Source organism: Streptomyces sp. NPDC058534 (assembly GCF_042717365.1).
In the GTDB taxonomy this organism is placed as follows: Bacteria; Actinomycetota; Actinomycetes; order Streptomycetales; family Streptomycetaceae; genus Streptomyces.
In genome coordinates, this window is the sequence record NZ_JBHXNW010000016.1 from 1 (window position 1) to 16816 (window position 16816).

17 protein-coding genes and 2 pseudogenes are annotated in these 16816 nt (G+C 71.8%); 8 read left to right on the forward strand and 11 right to left on the reverse strand.

All coding sequences use genetic code 11. The annotated features are described in order from the left end of the window. Positions 1–203, reverse strand: a pseudogene (locus tag ACFWR9_RS12475) (hypothetical protein); the annotation flags it as partial. Continuing rightward, a complete protein-coding gene (locus ACFWR9_RS12480) occupies positions 200–706 on the reverse strand; it encodes a CGNR zinc finger domain-containing protein (RefSeq protein ID WP_383839715.1) in 507 nt (168 codons plus the stop codon). The pseudogene ACFWR9_RS12475 and the gene ACFWR9_RS12480, both read right to left, overlap by 4 nt. Positions 707–812: 106 nt before the next feature. On the opposite strand from ACFWR9_RS12480, the gene ACFWR9_RS12485 reads away from it, so the two are divergent. After that, complete coding sequence (locus ACFWR9_RS12485; protein WP_383839718.1) at positions 813–1184, forward strand: VOC family protein; 372 nt, start codon at positions 813–815, stop codon at positions 1182–1184. 43 nt (positions 1185–1227) lie between these two features. Then, positions 1228–1647: a VOC family protein gene (locus ACFWR9_RS12490; protein ID WP_383839723.1), complete on the forward strand. Its 420-nt coding sequence runs from the start codon at positions 1228–1230 to the stop codon at positions 1645–1647. Between the two features lie 12 nt (positions 1648–1659). On the opposite strand, the gene ACFWR9_RS12495 is transcribed toward ACFWR9_RS12490, so the two are convergent. Continuing rightward, a complete protein-coding gene (locus tag ACFWR9_RS12495) occupies positions 1660–2790 on the reverse strand; it encodes a dipeptidase (RefSeq protein ID WP_383839727.1) in 1131 nt (376 codons plus the stop codon). 93 nt (positions 2791–2883) lie between these two features. Next, entirely contained in the window at positions 2884–3240 is a 357-nt protein-coding gene (locus ACFWR9_RS12500; protein ID WP_383839731.1) for a MerR family transcriptional regulator, read from the reverse strand. A 94-nt stretch (positions 3241–3334) separates the two neighbouring features. On the opposite strand from ACFWR9_RS12500, the gene ACFWR9_RS12505 reads away from it, so the two are divergent. Then, the gene (locus ACFWR9_RS12505) at positions 3335–4486 is read left to right on the forward strand and encodes an alkene reductase (protein ID WP_383839734.1); all 1152 of its coding nucleotides are present in this window, start codon (positions 3335–3337) and stop codon (positions 4484–4486) included. On the opposite strand, the gene ACFWR9_RS12510 is transcribed toward ACFWR9_RS12505, so the two are convergent. From ACFWR9_RS12510 to ACFWR9_RS12520, 3 genes are read right to left on the reverse strand one after another with little or no spacing between them, the layout of a single operon-like run. Continuing rightward, positions 4435–5613, reverse strand: a complete 1179-nt coding sequence (locus ACFWR9_RS12510) for a dipeptidase (protein WP_383839737.1) — start codon at positions 5611–5613, stop codon at positions 4435–4437. The two genes, ACFWR9_RS12505 and ACFWR9_RS12510, sit on opposite strands and share 52 nt — an antisense overlap. Positions 5614–5641: 28 nt before the next feature. Next, complete coding sequence (gene purE, locus ACFWR9_RS12515; protein ID WP_383839740.1) at positions 5642–6184, reverse strand: 5-(carboxyamino)imidazole ribonucleotide mutase; 543 nt, start codon at positions 6182–6184, stop codon at positions 5642–5644. Next, a complete protein-coding gene (locus ACFWR9_RS12520) occupies positions 6181–7332 on the reverse strand; it encodes a 5-(carboxyamino)imidazole ribonucleotide synthase (RefSeq protein ID WP_383839743.1) in 1152 nt (383 codons plus the stop codon). Before ACFWR9_RS12520 ends, purE begins: the two co-directional genes overlap by 4 nt. Before the next feature lie 193 nt (positions 7333–7525). On the opposite strand from ACFWR9_RS12520, the gene ACFWR9_RS12525 reads away from it, so the two are divergent. Continuing rightward, positions 7526–8071: a GtrA family protein gene (locus ACFWR9_RS12525; protein WP_383839746.1), complete on the forward strand. Its 546-nt coding sequence runs from the start codon at positions 7526–7528 to the stop codon at positions 8069–8071. A 23-nt stretch (positions 8072–8094) separates the two neighbouring features. Here the strand turns inward: ACFWR9_RS12525 and draK are convergent, their stop codons facing one another. Together draK and ACFWR9_RS12535 are read right to left on the reverse strand one after the other, a co-directional pair. After that, complete coding sequence (draK, locus tag ACFWR9_RS12530; RefSeq protein WP_383839749.1) at positions 8095–9369, reverse strand: two-component system sensor histidine kinase DraK; 1275 nt, start codon at positions 9367–9369, stop codon at positions 8095–8097. A 31-nt stretch (positions 9370–9400) separates the two neighbouring features. Continuing rightward, positions 9401–10078 carry a response regulator transcription factor gene (locus ACFWR9_RS12535; RefSeq protein WP_383839752.1) on the reverse strand — a complete coding sequence of 226 codons (678 nt, stop codon included), beginning with the start codon at positions 10076–10078 and terminating at the stop codon, positions 9401–9403. Positions 10079–10617: 539 nt separating this feature from the next. Between ACFWR9_RS12535 and ACFWR9_RS12540 the strand changes: the two genes are divergently transcribed. Next, the gene (locus tag ACFWR9_RS12540) at positions 10618–12114 is read left to right on the forward strand and encodes an oligopeptide:H+ symporter (RefSeq protein ID WP_383839755.1); all 1497 of its coding nucleotides are present in this window, start codon (positions 10618–10620) and stop codon (positions 12112–12114) included. An 81-nt stretch (positions 12115–12195) separates the two neighbouring features. Here the strand turns inward: ACFWR9_RS12540 and ACFWR9_RS12545 are convergent, their stop codons facing one another. Together ACFWR9_RS12545 and ACFWR9_RS12550 are read right to left on the reverse strand one after the other, a co-directional pair. Continuing rightward, entirely contained in the window at positions 12196–13230 is a 1035-nt protein-coding gene (locus ACFWR9_RS12545) for an aldo/keto reductase (RefSeq protein ID WP_383839758.1), read from the reverse strand. Between the two features lie 43 nt (positions 13231–13273). After that, on the reverse strand, positions 13274–14773 hold the full coding sequence (locus ACFWR9_RS12550) for an MFS transporter (RefSeq protein WP_383839761.1): 1500 nt from the start codon (positions 14771–14773) through the stop codon (positions 13274–13276). A 57-nt stretch (positions 14774–14830) separates the two neighbouring features. Between ACFWR9_RS12550 and ACFWR9_RS12555 the strand changes: the two genes are divergently transcribed. The 3 genes and pseudogenes from ACFWR9_RS12555 to ACFWR9_RS12565 form a co-directional block, all read left to right on the forward strand. Further along, on the forward strand, positions 14831–15709 hold the full coding sequence (locus ACFWR9_RS12555) for a helix-turn-helix transcriptional regulator (protein ID WP_383839764.1): 879 nt from the start codon (positions 14831–14833) through the stop codon (positions 15707–15709). Positions 15710–15842: 133 nt separating this feature from the next. Further along, the gene (locus tag ACFWR9_RS12560; RefSeq protein WP_383839767.1) at positions 15843–16391 is read left to right on the forward strand and encodes a cupin domain-containing protein; all 549 of its coding nucleotides are present in this window, start codon (positions 15843–15845) and stop codon (positions 16389–16391) included. Beyond that, a pseudogene (locus tag ACFWR9_RS12565) lies at positions 16391–16816 on the forward strand (hypothetical protein); the annotation flags it as partial. The gene ACFWR9_RS12560 and the pseudogene ACFWR9_RS12565, both read left to right, overlap by 1 nt.

The window sequence follows — 16816 nt, forward strand, 5'->3', positions numbered from 1 at the left end:
CCACCGCGGATCGAGGTCACGGCGACGACCCGGCCGGTGGTGACGGGTCGCTGCAACACCAGCGCGTACCGCGGCTGTTCCGCCCCCACCCGCCCCGCGGAGGGGGTGATCCGTCGCCCACCGGGCCCCGCCCCCCCCCCCGCCGCCGTCCGCATTCTGCCCCATCGGGCGGCCCGGGGGCCGGTGAACCCCGTGTGGTTCACGCCTCCTTGGCCCGGTAGCGGCGCATCTTGGCGCGCGCCCCGCACACCTGCATCGAGCACCAGCGGCCGCGGCCGGCCGGGCTGCGGTCGTAGTACGCCCAGTGGCAGTCGGCGGCCTCGCACGCCTTCAGCCGGCTCCAGGTGCCCGCGACCAGCGCCTCGGCGACGGCGGCGGCGACGCGGGCGGCCAGGGAGCCCTCCCGGGCCGGGGCGAGGGCGGCGGAGCCGTCGGCGGCGTCGACGGTCACCACCAGCGGGGCGGCGCGCAGCAGCTCGCCGAGCGGGGTCACCGCGCGGTGCGGCGGATGGCCGGCGTGGGCGAGCAGCGTCACGCGCAGGGACTCGCGCAGCTCGCGGGCCCCGGGTACGTCGTCCGCCGTCAGACCGAAGCGCGCCCGTCCCTCCGGCGAGTCCAGCGAGTCGGCGCCGGTCTCGACGTCCAGCGTGTTCACCAGGGCCCGGACCAGCTCCAGACCTCCCGGCGCGGGCGATCTCACACTCATGCTTGCGACGTTACCGCCAATGCGGGAGCATGAGGTAACCGTTACCGGTTACCCGCCCCATGCGGGTAACCACCAGGTAACCACCGCGGACCTCAAGGAGGAAGTCATGGCTGTCGCCGAACTGGGCGTCGTCGTCCTGGACTGTCCCGACCCGCACGCACTGGCCCGCTTCTACGCCGGCGTGCTCGGCGGAGCCGTCGAGGACAAGAGCGACGACCACGACGAGTGGGTCGACCTGAATCTGCCCGGCGGGCAGACGCTGGCCTTCCAGGGCTCCCCCGGCTACGTACCGCCGAAGTGGCCCGGGCCCGACGGTGCCCAGCAGTTCCACCTCGACCTCGACGTGAAGGACCTCGACGCGGCCGAGAAGGCCGTGCTGGAGCTGGGCGCGCGCCCGCTGGACGCGGAGGACCACACCCGTACCTGGCGGGTCTACGCGGACCCGGCCGGGCACCCGTTCTGCCTCTGCCGCTGCTGAACGCCGGCCCGCCACCACCGCGAGACACCGGGAGGTTTCCCCCATGGCATCCACGGCATCCATGGCACCCACGGCACCCGTGGCACGTTTCCGCTCCGTCGTCGTCGACTGCCCCGAGCCGCGTGAGCTGGCCCGCTTCTACGCGCGGGTCGGCGGCGGGACGCCCGACGAGGAGGACCCGGACTGGGTGGTGCTCCAGGTGCCCGGCGGGCCGCGGCTGTCCTTCCAGCGGGCCGAGGACCTCACCCCTCCGGAGTGGCCGCGCTCCGACCGCAACGCCCAGCAGTTCCACCTCGACTTCGACGGCGGGGCGACCTGGGCCGAGATGGACGCGGCGCACGAGCGCGTGCTCGCGCTGGGCGCCCGGCCGCTGGACCTGGAGGACCGGGAGAAGAAGGGCTTCATGGTGTACGCCGACCCGGCGGGGCACCCGTTCTGCCTGTGCCGGATCGAGCACCCCTGACCGGGCCGGTGCTCAGCCGTCCAGTTCGGCGATCGTCGCCGTGGACGGCTCCCGGCGCTGCTGCACCGCGCGGGCGGTGAAGACCGCGCCGCGCAGCACGCGCTGGACGTTGCCCCAGGTCAGCAGGGCCACGTCCGCCTCGTCCCAGCCACGGCGCAGCAGCTCGGCGATGAGCCGGGGGTAGCAGGAGGCGTCGCCCAGCTCCAGCGGGTGGGCGACGCCCGAGTCGTAGGTGCCGGACAGGCCGACGCTCTCCGGTCCCGCCACCGTGCGGACGTGGTCGAGGTGGTCGGCGACGTCGCGGACGGTCGGGCCGGTCTGCTCGGCGGTCAGCGGCACCATGCACAGCCCCCCGGCCGCGCCCAGCTCGACGAGCAGGTCGTCGGGCAGGTTGGCGGGGTGCGGGCGCAGGGCGCGGGCGGCGGAGCGGGTGCACAGGGCCGGCGCCTTGGAGACGGCGAAGGTGCGGCGGATGGTCTCGGCGGAGGCGCCGGAGAGGTCGGCGAGCACGCCGAGCCGGTTCATCTCCCGGACGACCTCCTCACCGAACCGGGTGAGACCCGCCTCGCTCGCCCAGGTCACCCCGGACAGCGTCAGCACGCGCAGGCCGAGGGCGTGCAGCGAACGCAGGATGCCGAGGCAGTCGCCGAGGGCCGGGGCGCCCGCGGGACCCGGCAGCACGGCGACCCGGCCGCAGTTGCGTGCGTCGATGGCCTGCCCGGCGTCGTAGGCCAGGCGCAGCCCCTCCGGGTGGGCCCGCACGACCATCTTGACCAGGTCCAGCTGCTCCAGCGTGGCGCCGACCGCGCGGTCCCCGTCGATGGCCTCGGGCAGCTGCAGCGACCACATCAGCGCGCCCACGTGGCCCTCGCGCAGCCGCGGCACGTCGGTGTCGACGGCGCTCTCGCCCAGCTCCAGGTCGTACCAGGGCAGGTGCTTGAGCGCCCAGGGCAGGCCGCTGTAGCCGTCGGCGACGGGATGGGCGGCCAGTACGGCGTGCGCCCGGGTCAGCGGCTCGTCGTCGGGGTCGGACACGGGCGCGTAGGGCTCCGGCGGAAAGACCTCCGCGGTGAACGGCTCGGACAGGTCGCCGAGCCCGCCGGCCTCGGTACCGGTGTGCAGGTCGTCCTGGAGGTCTGCCATGGCGCGCTCCGTACGCTCGTTCGTGAGGTACGGCCACCGTCGCACGGGGCGGAAAGGGCTTCCTGGTGGGTGACGCGTTCGGGGGTACCCCGCTCAGTCGCGGGCCGCCTCGATCACCTCGTCCAGGGTGTCGCGGGAGCGGAGCAGTTCGGCGATGGTCCGGTCGATGCGGGCGCGTTCGGCGGTGAGGTCGGCGACCAGCTTCGGGGTGGCCACGGTCGAGGGGCCGCCGTCGCCGTCGCGCATGCAGGGGAGCAGCCGCGCGATCTTGCTGCTGCACAGTCCGGCCGCGTACAGCTCCTGGATGCGGATGACCCGGTCGACGGCCGCCTCCGCGTAGTCGCGGTGCCCGCCGGGCGTACGGCCGGCCGCGAGCAGCCCCTGCTGCTCGTAGTAGCGCAGCGAGCGTTCGCTGACGCCCGTGCGCCGGGCCAGTTCGCCGATCCGCATCCCCACGCCTCCCCGTTCCGGACCTGCTCCGGACCTGCTCCGGACCTGTTCCGGACTTGAATCTGACATCAATGTCAGGTTCTAGCGTACGGGCATGTCGCACTCAACAGAACTCTTCGCACCCGCCCCGCTGGGCCCGCTCACCCTCCCCAACCGTCTCGTCATGGCCCCGCTGACCCGCAACCGCGCCGAGGCCGACGGCACCCCCACCCCCCTCATGACGACCTACTACGCCCAGCGCGCCACCGCCGGACTGATCATCGCGGAGGCCGCGACGCCGAACGCGGTCGGGCAGACGTATCCGAACATCACCGCCGTCCACAGCACACGGCACGTGGCGGGCTGGCGGCAGGTCACCGAGGCCGTGCGGGACGCGGGCGGGCGGATGTTCCTCCAGCTCCAGCACGGCGGCCGGGTCGGACATCCGGCGACCAGCGGGCTGACGCCCGTCGCTCCCTCTCCGGTGCCGCTGCCCGAGACGATCTTCACGCCCGACGGGCACCGCCCGGCCGTCGTCCCGAGGGAGATGAGCGAGGACGACATCCGCGGCACGGTCGCCGACTTCGCGCGGGCCGCCCGCAACGCGCTCGACGCCGGGTTCGAGGGCGTGGAGGTGCACTCCGCCAACGGCCACCTGCTGCACCAGTTCCTGGCCGCCAACACCAACCGTCGCACCGACGGCTACGGCGGTCCGGCCGCCGCGCGGATCAGGTTCACGGCCGAGGTGGTGGAGGCCGTGGCCGCCGAGATCGGCGCCGAGCGGACGGGCCTGCGGGTCTCCCCCGGCAACACGGTCAACGGCATCGCCGAGGGCGAGACCGAGGAGATCTACCCGGCGCTCGCCGCGCGGCTCGGCGGACTCGGGCTCGCGTATCTGCACCTCGTGTACGCCGACCCGGACGCCCCCGTGTTCGGGCGGCTCCGCGCCGGATGGCCCGGGGTGCTGATCGCCAACCCGGTGCTGGGCGAGGGGTTCGGCACGGACACCGTGCGGCACGCCTCCGAGCGGCTGCTGCGGGCCGGCGCCGACCTGATCGCCCTGGGCCGGCCGTTCCTCGCCAACCCCGACCTGGTGGCGCGGCTGCGGACCGGCGCCCCGCTGAACCCGGTGCGCGAGCGGTACCTGATGTACGTGGGCGGGGCGACCGGCTACACCGACTACCCCGCCCTCGGACCCGTGCGGCCGGCGTCCGCTCAGCCGTCCAGGTCGTCGAGCGTCGCGTTGGACGGGCCGCGCGCCGCCTGAAGCCCCCGGGCCACGTCCTCGGCGTCGCCCAGCACACGGACCGCGTTCTTCCAGGTCACCTTGGACAGGTCGGCCCGGGACCAGCCGCGGTCGAGCAGCTCGGCGATGAGGTTCGGGTAGCCCGCGACGTCGCCGAGGCCGTCCGGGGTGAAGGGCGTGCCGTCGTAGTCGCCGCCGATGCCGAGGTGGTCGACGCCCGCGACCTCGCGCATGTGGTCGAGGTGGTCGGCGACCGTGGACACCGTGGCGACCGGGCGCGGGGTGCCCTCCTCGAAGGCGCGGTGGACCTTCATCGCCTCGGGGCTGCTGTCGAGGTGGTGGAAGCCGTGCGCCCGCATGTTGTCGTCGGCGGCGGCCGTCCAGTCCACGGCCGCCTGGAGCACGAACTTCGGCACGAACGTCACCATCGCGACGCCGCCGTTGGCGGGCAGCCGCTCCAGCACGTCGTCCGGGATGTTGCGCGGGTGGTCGCAGACGGCCCGGGACGAGGAGTGCGAGAAGATCACCGGCGCCGTCGACGCGTCCAGCGCGTCGCGCATCGTCGTCGCCGCGACGTGCGAGAGGTCGACCAGCATGCCCTCGCGGTTCATCTCCCGCACGACCTCGCGGCCGAAGGCCGACAGGCCGCCGACGCCGGGCTCGTCGGTCGCCGAGTCCGCCCACGCGACGTTGTCGTTGTGGGTGAGCGTCATGTAGCGCACGCCGAGCGCGTACAGGGCGCGCAGGGTGGCGAGGGAGTTGTCGATGGAGTGGCCGCCCTCGGCGCCCATCAGCGAGGCGATCCGGCCCTCGGCGCGGGCCGCCTCCATGTCGGCGGCGGTCAGCGCGGCCCGCAGGTCCTCGGGGTGACGCGCCAGCAGCCGCCGTACGCAGTCGATCTGCTCCAGCGTCGCCGTCACCGCGCCCGGCAGGTCGGAGCGGACGTACACCGACCAGTACTGCGCGCCGACGCCGCCGGCCCGCAGCCGGGCCAGGTCGGTGTGCAGGTGGGCGGACTGGTCGGAGGCGATGTCGCGGGCGTCGAGGTCGTAGCGGACCTGCTCGCGCAGCGCCCAGGGCAGGTCGTTGTGCCCGTCGACGACGGGGAACTCGCGCAGCAGTTCCCGGGCCTGGTCCAGCGAGGTCATCCGCGTCCCTTCGGTCACTGTCCGTCCGTCACTTTCCGAATCCGAAGCCGGCCGCGGAGCCCTCGACCTTGTTGCGCAGCCGCTTGCCCTTCTCGGTGGCCTGGTCGTTCAGCTCCTGCTGGAACTCGCGCATGCGGCCCTGCAGTTCCTCGTCGTGCGCGGCGAGGATGCGGGCGGCCAGCAGACCGGCGTTGCGGGCGCCGCCGACGGAGACGGTGGCGACGGGGACACCTGCCGGCATCTGCACGATCGACAGCAGGGAGTCCATGCCGTCGAGGTACTTCAGCGGCACCGGCACGCCGATGACCGGCAGCGGGGTGACCGAGGCGAGCATGCCGGGCAGGTGGGCGGCGCCCCCGGCCCCGGCGACGATCGCCTTGAGCCCGCGGCCGGCGGCCTGCTCGCCGTACGCGATCATCTCGTGCGGCATGCGGTGGGCCGAGACCACGTCGACCTCGTAGGGGATCTCGAACTCGTCGAGGGCCTTGGCGGCGGCCTCCATGACGGGCCAGTCGGAGTCCGACCCCATGACGATGCCGACGACTGGACTCACCGGGCTTACCGGGTTCATTCGGTGATCGTCCCTCTCAGGTAGCCGGCAGCGTGACGGGCGCGCTCCAGCACCTCGTCCAGGTCGTCGCCGTAGGTGTTCACGTGGCCGACCTTGCGGCCGGGCTTCACGTCCTTGCCGTACATGTGGATCTTCAGCTGGGGGTCGCGGGCCATGCAGTGCAGGTACGCGGAGTACATGTCCGGGTAGTCGCCGCCGAGGACGTTGACCATCACGGTCCACTTCGCGCGCGGGCGCGGGTCGCCGAGGGGGAGGTCGAGGACGGCGCGGACGTGGTTGGCGAACTGCGAGGTGATCGCGCCGTCCATCGTCCAGTGGCCGGAGTTGTGCGGGCGCATCGCCAGTTCGTTGACGAGGACGCGGCCGTCGCGGGTCTGGAACAGCTCGACGGCGAGGTGGCCGACGACGCCGAGTTCCTTGGCGATGTTGAGCGCCATCTCCTCGGCGTGCAGGGCCAGCGCCTCGTCGAGGTCGGGGGCGGGCGCGATCACCGTGTCGCAGACGCCCTTGACCTGCTGGGACTCGACGACCGGGTAGGCCACCGCCTGGCCGTGCGGGGAGCGGACCACGTTGGCGGCCAGCTCGCGGACGAAGTCGACCTTCTCCTCCGCCAGCACCGGCACCCCGGCGCGGAAGGGCTCGGCGGCCTCCTCGACGGAGTCCACGACCCACACGCCCTTGCCGTCGTACCCACCGCGGACCGTCTTGAGGACGACGGGGAATCCGTCGCCCTCGGCGGCGCCCTCCGCGGCGAAGGCGGCCACGTCGGTCGGATCGCGCACGATCCGGTGCCGTGGGCAGGGCACGCCGATCGCGTCGAGTTTCGCGCGCATCACGCCCTTGTCCTGGGCGTGCACGAGCGCGTCGGGGCCCGGACGGACGGGGATGCCGTCCGCCTCCAGGGCCTTGAGGTGCTCGGTCGGCACGTGCTCGTGATCGAAGGTGATCACGTCACAGCCGCGCGCGAACTCGCGCAGCGTGTCCAGATCGCGATAGTCGCCGATGACGACTTCGTTCACGACCTGCGCCGCAGAGTCCTGAGGTGTGTCACTGAGAAGCTTGAACCTGATGCCCAACGGGATGCCCGACTCGTGTGTCATACGAGCGAGCTGGCCACCGCCGACCATGCCGACTACGGGGAACGTCACACCCCTAGCGTATCGGCCGCGCGGAGCCCACCTGTTTACCGGCCGTTTCCCGCCTCTCCGGCCGCCCGTTCCGGACCCCCGCCGGTCTCTCGGCAGGAAGATCGCGCGTCCGGGTGGTTAGCATGAACAGATTGACGCCAACCGACGGACGGGGGCCTGCACGACCATGGAACGTGGTTCCTCGGGTGCTCACATGGCTCCCCCCGCTCCCCCCGCGCCCCGCGGCGCGCTGCGGGAGCGGATCGACCGGCTGGTGCGTGAGGTCGTGAAGTTCGGCGCGGTGGGCGGCGCGGGAGTGCTGGTCAACCTCCTCGTCTTCAACTTCGTGCGGCACGTGACCGACCTCCAGGTGGTGCGGGCCAGCATCGTCGCGACCATCGTCGCGATCATCTTCAACTACGTGGGCTTCCGCTACTTCACCTACCGCGACCGCGACAAGGGCCACCGGACCCGCGAGATGTCACTGTTCCTGCTGTTCAGCGCGGTCGGACTGGTGATCGAGAACGGTGTGCTCTACACGGCGACGTACGGCTTCGGCTGGGACAGCCCGCTGCAGAGCAACATCTTCAAGTTCCTCGGCATCGGGCTCGGCACGCTCTTCCGCTTCTGGTCGTACCGCACCTGGGTCTTCCGGACGCTGCCCTCCCGTCCGCCGGTGGCCCGGGCGGGCACCTTCGTGGAGCGCGAGCACCCGACCGCGGTCCCCACCTCCGACGGCACCCCCGCGGGCCACCGCTGACCACATCCGGCGGCGGCCCCCGCCTAGCGCACGGTGCCGCCCGAGTCCCCGGACGACTTCTTCGGGGGCGGGGTGCGGGACAGGAACAGTCCGAAGACCGGGGGACGGCCCTGGAGCAGTTCCAGGCGGCCGCCGTCCGCCTCGGCCAGGTCGCGGGCGACGGCGAGACCGATGCCCGTCGAGTTCCGGCCGCTGATCGCGCGCTCGAAGATCCGCGCGCCCAGGTCGCCCGGGACGCCGGGGCCCTCGTCGGTGACCTCCACGACCGCCTGGTTGCCGGTCACCCGGGTCCGCAGGGCGACCGTGCCGCCGCCGTGCATCAGGGAGTTCTCGATCAGCGCGGCCAGCACCTGCGCCACGGCGCCCGGCGTGCCCACGGCCGTCAGATGCCGCTTGCCGGAGCTGACGATCGCCCGGCCCTTGTTGCGGTAGGCGGGACGCCACTCGGCGATCTGCTGCTGGATGACGTCGTCCAGCTCGAAGGTGACGGCGGAGCCGCTGCGCGGGTCGCGCGAGTTGGTCAGCAGCCGGTCCACGACGTCCGTCAGCCGCTCCACCTGCGACAGCGCGATCGTCGCCTCCTCCTTCACCGTCTCCGGCTCGTCGGTGAGGGTGATCTCCTCCAGCCGCATGGACAGCGCGGTCAGCGGCGTACGCAGCTGGTGGGAGGCGTCGGCGGCCAGGCGGCGCTCGGCGGTGAGCATCCGGGCGATGCGCTCGGCGGAGGAGTCCAGCACGTCCGCGACCCGGTCCAGCTCGGGGACGCCGTACCGCTTGTGCCGCGGCCGGGGGTCGCCGGAGCCGAGGCGTTCGGCGGTCTCGGCGAGGTCGGTGAGCGGGGAGGCGAGGCGGTTGGCCTGCCGGATCGCCAGCACGACGGCGGCGACCACCGCGAGCAGCGCCACCAGGCCGATGATCAGCAGGGTGCGGCCGATCTCCCGGGTCACCGAGGAGCTGGGCTCCTCGACGAGGACGGTCTCGCCCTCCTCACCGGTGGCCGTGCCCCGCAGGACCTCACCGGTCGGCTTGCTGCCGACCTCGATGACCGGTTCGCCGGGGATGCGGATCACGGCGTACCGGGCGTCCCGGATCTGCTCCCGCAGGAACTTCGCGTCGACGGAACCGGTGCCGATCAGCCGGCTGTCCACGATGCTGGCCAGCCGCACCGCCTCCAGGTCGACCCGTTCCTGGGCGGTGCTGCTGATCGTCCGGGTCTCGACGATCACGAGGGAGACGCCGAAGACGGCGATCACGACGAGCACCACGGCGAGCGTGGACTGGATCAGTCGGCGGCGCATGTCCTCTTACCCGGGCAGGCCCTGCGGGGGCTCAGTTCTTCTCGAAACGGAAACCCACGCCGCGCACGGTGGCGATGTAGCGGGGGTTCGCCGCGTCGTCGCCCAGCTTCTTGCGCAGCCAGGAGATGTGCATGTCCAGGGTCTTGGTCGACGACCACCAGGTGGTGTCCCAGACCTCGCGCATCAGCTGGTCGCGGGTGACGACCCGGCCGGCGTCGCGCACCAGCACCCGCAGCAGGTCGAACTCCTTGGCGGTGAGCTGGAGTTCCTCCTCGCCCATCCAGGCCCGGTGCGACTCGACGTCGATGCGCACACCGTGGGTGGCGGGCGGCTGCGGGGGCTCGACGGCGCCGCGCCGCAGCAGGGCGCGGACCCGGGCGAGCAGCTCGGCGAGGCGGAAGGGCTTGGTGACGTAGTCGTCGGCGCCCGCGTCCAGGCCGACCACGGTGTCCACCTCGTCGGCGCGCGCGGTCAGGATCAGGATCGGTACGGCGTGGCCCTCGGAGCGCAGCCGCCGGGCGACCTCCAGACCGTCCATGCCCGGCAGGCCCAGGTCCAGCACGACCAGGTCGATGGCGCCCTTGAGCCCGGCGTCGAGTGCGGTGGGTCCGTCCTCACGCACCTCGACCTCGTACCCTTCCCGGCGCAGGGCGCGGGCCAGCGGCTCCGAGATGGACGCGTCGTCCTCGGCGAGCAGTACACGGGTCATGAGCTGATGGTAGACCGCTCGGAGCAACGCCCGGGGCATGATCGCCCGCCGGAACTCCTACCTGCGGACAAGCCGGGCACCCCTTGCGCGCCCCTTGTGCGGGCCGCCCCGTCGACCCCCGGTTCGGGCCTGCGGCTGTGGGGTGCCATCCTGGAATGGACCTTCGAATGGTCGTTCGCGGTTCCGAAATCACCTGTGATCCGCGTCTCAAGTCCTTCCATACCGGTCGGTGTCCTGCCGTATGGTGAATCAGCGCCTGTAGCACCCAGGGGACCTTTGGCGACAGTTCGACGCTGAAGGTCTCTTTTGTGTGCGGGCCGGCCCCAGGGCCGGCCTCGAAAGGAATGACCTGTGGCCGGGCCTCGAAGCGTGCGGTGACGCGCGGGGAGGCGTGGATCCCGGTGGCCGCCGTCCACCGCTCCGTGATCCGGAGCGAAATCCCCCAGGCGTGGGGTGGGCGGGTGAGGCCGCCGGTGCCGGCCGCCCCTCACCGGGCGCGCATCGCCTCATGAGCGCGTCCCGACCAGCAAGGATCGACCATGGCGTCCAGCCTGACGAAGGACTCGGTCACACCGGGCACCCCCGGCTCCGAGAAGACCTTCTTCGGCCACCCCCGCGGACTGGCCACACTCTTCATGACCGAGATGTGGGAGCGTTTCTCCTACTACGGCATGAGGGCTCTGCTCCCGCTGTACCTTGTCGCCCCGGGTGGCCTCGGCCTCGGCGCCGGCACCGCGACCGCGATCTACTCGGTGTACCTCTCGCTGGTGTACCTGCTGACCATGCCGGGCGGCTGGTTCGGCGACCGCGTCTGGGGTCCGCGCAAGACCGTCGCCGTCGCCGGCGGCGTGATCATGCTCGGCCACCTCACGCTGGCGCTGCCGTCCTCCGGCACGTTCTACGCGGGCCTCGGCCTGGTCGCCATAGGCTCGGGCCTGCTGAAGGCCAACATCTCGACGATGGTCGGCCAGCTCTACGACGGCCCCGACGACCCGCGCCGCGACGGTGGCTTCACCGTCTTCTACATGGGCATCAACCTCGGTGCCTTCGCGGCGCCGCTGATCATCGGCACCATCGGCGAGAGCGTCAACTGGCACCTGGGGTTCGCGCTCGCCGCGGTCGGCATGGGCCTGGGCGTGATCCAGTTCCTGCTCGGCAGCCGCCACCTGGCGCCCCACTCCAGCACGGTCCCGAAGCCGCTGTCGGCCGAGGAGAAGACCTCGACGCTGCGCAAGGCCGCCTTCTGGGCCGCGCTCGCCGTCGTCTTCTACGCGATCGTCGGCTTCTCCGGCAACTACACCCTGAACTGGATCCTGGTCCCGCTGATCCTGCTCGGCGTGATCGTCCCGGTGCTGGTGCTGACCCGCATCAAGCGCGACAGGTCCCTGGACCCCGCCGAGCAGTCCAAGATGTCGGCGTACATCTGGTTCTTCGTCGCCGCGGCCGTGTTCTGGATGATCTACGACCAGGGCGGCTCGACCCTCGCGATCTTCGCGGACTCCTCCACGAACACCAGCGTCCTCGGCTGGGACTTCCCGGTCTCCTGGTTCCAGTCGGTCAACCCGGTCATCATCATGGCCCTGGCGCCGGTCTTCGCGATGACGTGGCTGGCGCTCGCCCGCCGCGGCAAGGAGCCGAGCACGATCGTGAAGTTCTCGTTCGGCCTGGTCCTGGTCGGCGCGTCCTTCTTCCTCTTCCTGGCCCCGCTGGCCATCGCGGACGGCGGACACAAGGCGGCGGCCCTGTGGCTGGTGGCGATCTACTTCGTACAGACCTGCGGTGAGCTGCTGCTCTCCCCGGTCGGTCTGTCGGTCACCACGAAGATGGCGCCCGTGAAGTACGCCTCGCAGATGATGGGCGTCTGGTTCCTGGCCGTCACCGCCGGTGACGCCACGACCGGCCTGCTCTCCATCGCCGGCGTCGACCTGAACAAGACGGGCATCGTGGCCGCGGAAGCGACCCTCGCGGTCGTCGCCGGCCTCGCGATCTGGATGTACCGCAAGCGCGTCAAGGAGCTCATGGGCGACGTGCGCTGAGGCTCGCCGGCCGAAGCTCTCCTCGGAAGGGTCACCGCGTCCCGGGTGGACGCGGTGGCCCTTCCGGCTTTCCCGCGCAAGTCAGTCCTCGTCCCGCTCCCGGACCCGGTCCGCGTCGCTGTACTCCTGGTGCCAGTACGGGTAGGGCAGCCGAGGGACGCTGACCTCGTCGAGGGCGGCGTGCTCCTCGGGGGTCAGCGACCAGGTCGTCGCGGCCAGGTTGTCGGTGAGCTGACGTTCGTCGCGGGCACCGATGACCACCGAGGTGACGCCCTTTCCGTCCAGCGCCCAGCGCAGCGCCACCTGGGCCGGACTCACCTCCCGCTCCTGTGCGATCTTGCGCAGCACGTCGATGGTGTCGAAGGTGCGCTCGGGGTCCACGGGCTCGAACCAGCCCACCGCCCGCCGCGTTCCCGCGGGCGGCGTGGCGCCCCGCTCCTGGTGGCCGCTGAGCAGCCCCCCGGCGAGCGGGCTCCACACCATGACGCCCACGCCCTCGGCCTCGGCCATGGGCAGCAGTTCCCACTCGACCTCGCGGGCGGCCAGGCTGTACTGGATCTGGTGCGAGGCGAAACGCTCGAGGCCGGTCCGCTCGCTGGTGGCGAGGGCACGGGTGAGCTGCCAGGACGTCAGGTTGGACGCACCGATGTAGCGGACCTTGCCCGCCCGGACGAGGTCGTCCAGGGCCCGCAGGGTCTCCTCCCACGGAGTGCGGCCGTCCCAGCCGTGCGTCTGGTAGAGGTCGATGTAGTCGGTGCCCAGCCGGCGCAGACTGGCCTCCACCGAGCGCACGATGTGGTGACGGGAGAGTCCGCGGTCGTTCGGACCACCGTTGCCGTCGGGCATCTGCCAGCGCACCTTCGTCGCGATGATCACGTCGTCACGGCGGGTGCCGAGGGCGGCGCCGAGGACTTCCTCGGACTGTCCGGCGGAGTACATGTCGGCGGTGTCGAAGAAGTTGACGCCCGCGTCCATGCTCGTGTGGACGAGTTGCCGGGCCTCGATGGTGTTGAGCCGGCCCATGTGCTGGAATCCGTGGCGTCCGCCGAACGTCATGGTGCCGAGGCAGATCTCGGAGACCTGGAGGCCGGTGCGGCCCAGGTAGCGCATGCGCATGTTAATCGTTCCCCTCAGAGTCTCGGTGCGTTCCCGCGGTCCCTCAGCGCGCCTCGACGGAGACCTGGTTGCCGGCCTCCGGGGTCTCGGCCTCCGGGGCTTCGGCCGTCGGGGCCTCGGCCGTCGCGGTCCGGTCGGGCCGAAGGAAGGCAATGGCGGCGAGGCCGGCGAGGAGCAGCGCGCCGGCGGCGATCAGCAGACCCTCCTGTACGCCGTTCAGGACGGCGGCGGGGCCGCTGCCGCCCGCGGAGTCGATGCCGGCCGCCGCGACGGTGGCGAGGACCGGGGTACCGACGGTGACGCCGAGCTGCTGGCCCGTGTAGGCGAGGCCGGTGGCGAGGCCCTGCTCGTGGTCCGGCAGACCCGAGGTAGCGGTGATCATGTACCCGACGACCGCGAGGAGGTGGCCGAATCCGCCGGTGGCGGTGGCGATGAGGAGCAGCGGCATGCTGCCGGCGGCGTCGAGGAAGTAGAGCGCGGCCGTGCTCGCCGCCTGCAGCAGCAGACCGTAGACGAGGGCCCGGTGGACACCGATCGCGCCGATGATGCGGGCGGCGAAGGCACCGCCGACGACGGCCGCGACGCCGAGGGAGGCGAAGGTGAAGCCGGCGTTGAGCGGGCTCATGCCGCGCACCTGCTGCAAGTACAGGGTCAGCAGGAACACCATGCCGGTCATCATCGCGAACGTGACCAGGCCGGTGGCGTTGCCCCAGCTCACGGTGCGGCGGCGCAGCACCTTCAGGTCGACGAGGGGTGCGGCGACCCGCGACTCGACGGCGAAGAAGGCGATGAGGAGCACGAGTCCGGCGGCCAGGGCGAGCAGGGTGGTGGTGGAGCTCCAGCCGTTGCGCTCGGCCGAGGTGATGCCGAAGATCACCGAAAGGAGGCCACCGGTGACGGTGACGGCGCCGAGGAGGTCCAGCTTCGGGGTCTCCTCGTTGCGGCTCTCCTTGATGAGGATCGGGGCGGCGATGGCGGCGATGACGCCGACGGGGACGCTGATGAAGAGCGTCACGCGCCAGCTGGTGAAGTCGGTGATGACTCCGCCGAGGACCACGCCGGACAGGAAGCCGAGCGAGAGCAGGGCGCCGTTGATGCCGAGCGCGCGGTCGCGCTGGGAGCCCTCGGCGAAGCTGGTGGTGAGCAGCGACATCGCCGCCGGGGTGAGCATGGCGGCCGCGACGCCCTGGGCGGCACGGGCCGCGAGCAGGAAGCCGGGGGTGGGGGCGAGGCCGCCGGCGAGGGAGGCGACCGTGAAGAGGACCATGCCGACGATGAACCAGTTGCGCCGGCCGTAGAGGTCGGCGGCCCGGCCGAAGAGCAGCAGCAGGCCGCCGGACGGCAGGGCGAACGCGGTGACCACCCACTGCAGGTCGCTCAGCTTGAAGCCGAGGTCCTCACCGAGGACGGGGAGCGCGACGCTGAGGATGGAGAAGTCGAGGGCGAGCATGAACTGCGTGCCGCACAGCAGGGCGATGATGAGCCACTGGCGTGTGGTGAACGGCACTTTGCCGGTCGGCTGAGTGACGGAGTCGGAAGTCATGGCAGAAGGCTGGCAATTATCGCCATGCCGTGGGGAGCCCGAACCTATCCTGGGTCCATGACCACCACGAACCTCAACGCAGTACGGGAGCCCCGTCGACGCGAGGAGCTCAAGCACTTCCTGCGCGCGCGCCGGGAACGGCTCAGGCCCGAGGACGTGGGGTTTCCCCCCGGCGCGCGTCGGCGCACGCCGGGGCTGCGCCGGGAGGAGGTCGCGATGCTGGCGGGCATCGGAGCCTCCTGGTACACGTGGCTCGAACAGGGCCGGGACATCAAGGTGTCGGACCAGGTCGTGGACTCGATCAGCCGGGCGCTGCTGCTGGACGCCGTCGAACGGGACCACCTGTACCGGCTGGTGGGGATGAACCCGCCGCAGCGCGCGGCGGACGACTGCGCGGACACGGCGCAGTTGACGGCCCTCGTGGAGGGCTGGATGCCGAGTCCGGCGTATGTGATCGACCGGTGCTGGGACATCGTGGGGCTCAACCGTGCGGCCGGTCTTGTCTTCGGGTTCGGCGAGCGGGACACCAACTGTCTGGTGTCCTTCTTCACCAATCCGGCGTTCCGGGCGCGTCACCGGTACTGGGCGGAGGTCGCTCCCGGCCTGGTCTCCGAGTTCCGCAGGGACGCCGCCCGTTACCCGGCGGAGCCGCGGTTCACCTCGATCTCGCGCCGGCTGACGCAGGAGAGCGAGGAGTTCGCGGACCTGTGGTCGCGGTACGAGCTCACGGCGACGAACCAGGGCACGAAGGCGATCGAGCATCCGCGGGCGGGGCTGCTGATCTTCGATCACTCGGTGCTGGAGATCCCGGACCGGCCGGGGATCCGGTTGATGCTGCACACGGCGCGGGCCGGTACGGAGACCCACGAGAAGGTCGCCGAACTGCTGCGGCGGGACGAGCGGAAGGGCAGGATCTCGCTGGTCGACGCGGGCTGAGCGGCCCGCGCATCCCACCCGGCCCGGGCCGGCAAGAGAACGACTGAAGTCCCGCACAAGACCAGCACAGGAAGTCAAGACAGACCTCACCTCAGTGGCAATGCTCTGGTACATATGACTGCGATCGGTTCCCGTGAGCAGAGGACATCCCGTGGTCAAGAAGAGCAGACTCGTAACGGCCGGTGTGGGCGCCGCGGTGGCGCTCGGCGTCGGATTCGCCACCCAGCCCGTCGCCCAGGCCGACGCCAAGGCCGACGCGAAGGCCGACGTCCCCCCGGTCAGCGCGGTCACGCTGACCGAGGGAGTCACCTCGGCACCCTTCAAGATCAACGCGAAGGGCGACCGCAAGGTCCTCTACCGCAAGGCGGTCGTGCAGCCGGGCGCCTCCACGGGCTGGCACTACCACGTGGGCGAGGAGATCGCCGTCATCAACTCCGGTACGTTCACCCGGATCGACGGCTCGGACTGCTCGGTGGAGGAGTACGGCCCGGGCGAATCGCTCGTGGAGCCCGTGGGCCCGGACACCGTGCACATGGGCATCAACAAGGGCACCGAGCCGGTCGAGTTGTACGTCGTCGACATCATCCCCACCACGACGACCACGCCGACCACGGCCGCCCCGGACCCGGGTTGCGACATCGACGCGGGAACCTCGAAGAGCACGACAGCCGAGGCGAAGTAATGCGCCTGCCGAGCCCGTTGGGCATCTCGGGCCCCACGCTCTGGCTCCCCCCGGGCCGGCAGAGCGCGGCGGAGGCGGTCACGCGTGAGCTGGTCGACGCCGAGACCGCCGGCGAACTCGGTTACACCGGCCTGCCGGTGGCCGACCTGGCCCCGCCGGAGATGGCGGTCGAGGCCGGCCGCCGGGCACTCGCCGCGGCCGGGGCCGACCCCGGCCGCGTGGGCCTCCTGCTGCATGCCTGGATCCACTACCAGGGGCACGACCTGTGGTCCCCGGCGCACTTCGTCGCCGACCGGCTGGGCGCCGACAGCGCCGTGCCACTCGGTGTCCAGCAGGTGTGCAACGGCGGCGGGGGGGGGGGGGGGGGGGGGGGCGCCCGGGGGGGGGGGGGTCGAAGACACGAGGCGCGACCACCAAAAAACACC

What these genes read in the sequence shown, in the direction of transcription:
- ACFWR9_RS12480 (WP_383839715.1), bottom strand. Translation starts at nt 706, where the DNA reads ATGAGTGTGAGATCGCCCGCGCCGGGAGGTCTGGAGCTGGTCCGGGCC.
- ACFWR9_RS12485 (WP_383839718.1), top strand. Translation starts at nt 813, where the DNA reads ATGGCTGTCGCCGAACTGGGCGTCGTCGTCCTGGACTGTCCCGACCCG.
- ACFWR9_RS12490 (WP_383839723.1), top strand. Translation starts at nt 1,228, where the DNA reads ATGGCATCCACGGCATCCATGGCACCCACGGCACCCGTGGCACGTTTC.
- ACFWR9_RS12495 (WP_383839727.1), bottom strand. Translation starts at nt 2,790, where the DNA reads ATGGCAGACCTCCAGGACGACCTGCACACCGGTACCGAGGCCGGCGGG.
- ACFWR9_RS12500 (WP_383839731.1), bottom strand. Translation starts at nt 3,240, where the DNA reads ATGCGGATCGGCGAACTGGCCCGGCGCACGGGCGTCAGCGAACGCTCG.
- ACFWR9_RS12505 (WP_383839734.1), top strand. Translation starts at nt 3,335, where the DNA reads ATGTCGCACTCAACAGAACTCTTCGCACCCGCCCCGCTGGGCCCGCTC.
- ACFWR9_RS12510 (WP_383839737.1), bottom strand. Translation starts at nt 5,613, where the DNA reads ATGACCTCGCTGGACCAGGCCCGGGAACTGCTGCGCGAGTTCCCCGTC.
- purE (WP_383839740.1), bottom strand. Translation starts at nt 6,184, where the DNA reads ATGAACCCGGTAAGCCCGGTGAGTCCAGTCGTCGGCATCGTCATGGGG.
- ACFWR9_RS12525 (WP_383839746.1), top strand. Translation starts at nt 7,526, where the DNA reads ATGGCTCCCCCCGCTCCCCCCGCGCCCCGCGGCGCGCTGCGGGAGCGG.
- draK (WP_383839749.1), bottom strand. Translation starts at nt 9,369, where the DNA reads ATGCGCCGCCGACTGATCCAGTCCACGCTCGCCGTGGTGCTCGTCGTG.
- ACFWR9_RS12535 (WP_383839752.1), bottom strand. Translation starts at nt 10,078, where the DNA reads ATGACCCGTGTACTGCTCGCCGAGGACGACGCGTCCATCTCGGAGCCG.
- ACFWR9_RS12540 (WP_383839755.1), top strand. Translation starts at nt 10,618, where the DNA reads ATGGCGTCCAGCCTGACGAAGGACTCGGTCACACCGGGCACCCCCGGC.
- ACFWR9_RS12545 (WP_383839758.1), bottom strand. Translation starts at nt 13,230, where the DNA reads ATGCGCATGCGCTACCTGGGCCGCACCGGCCTCCAGGTCTCCGAGATC.
- ACFWR9_RS12550 (WP_383839761.1), bottom strand. Translation starts at nt 14,773, where the DNA reads ATGACTTCCGACTCCGTCACTCAGCCGACCGGCAAAGTGCCGTTCACC.
- ACFWR9_RS12555 (WP_383839764.1), top strand. Translation starts at nt 14,831, where the DNA reads ATGACCACCACGAACCTCAACGCAGTACGGGAGCCCCGTCGACGCGAG.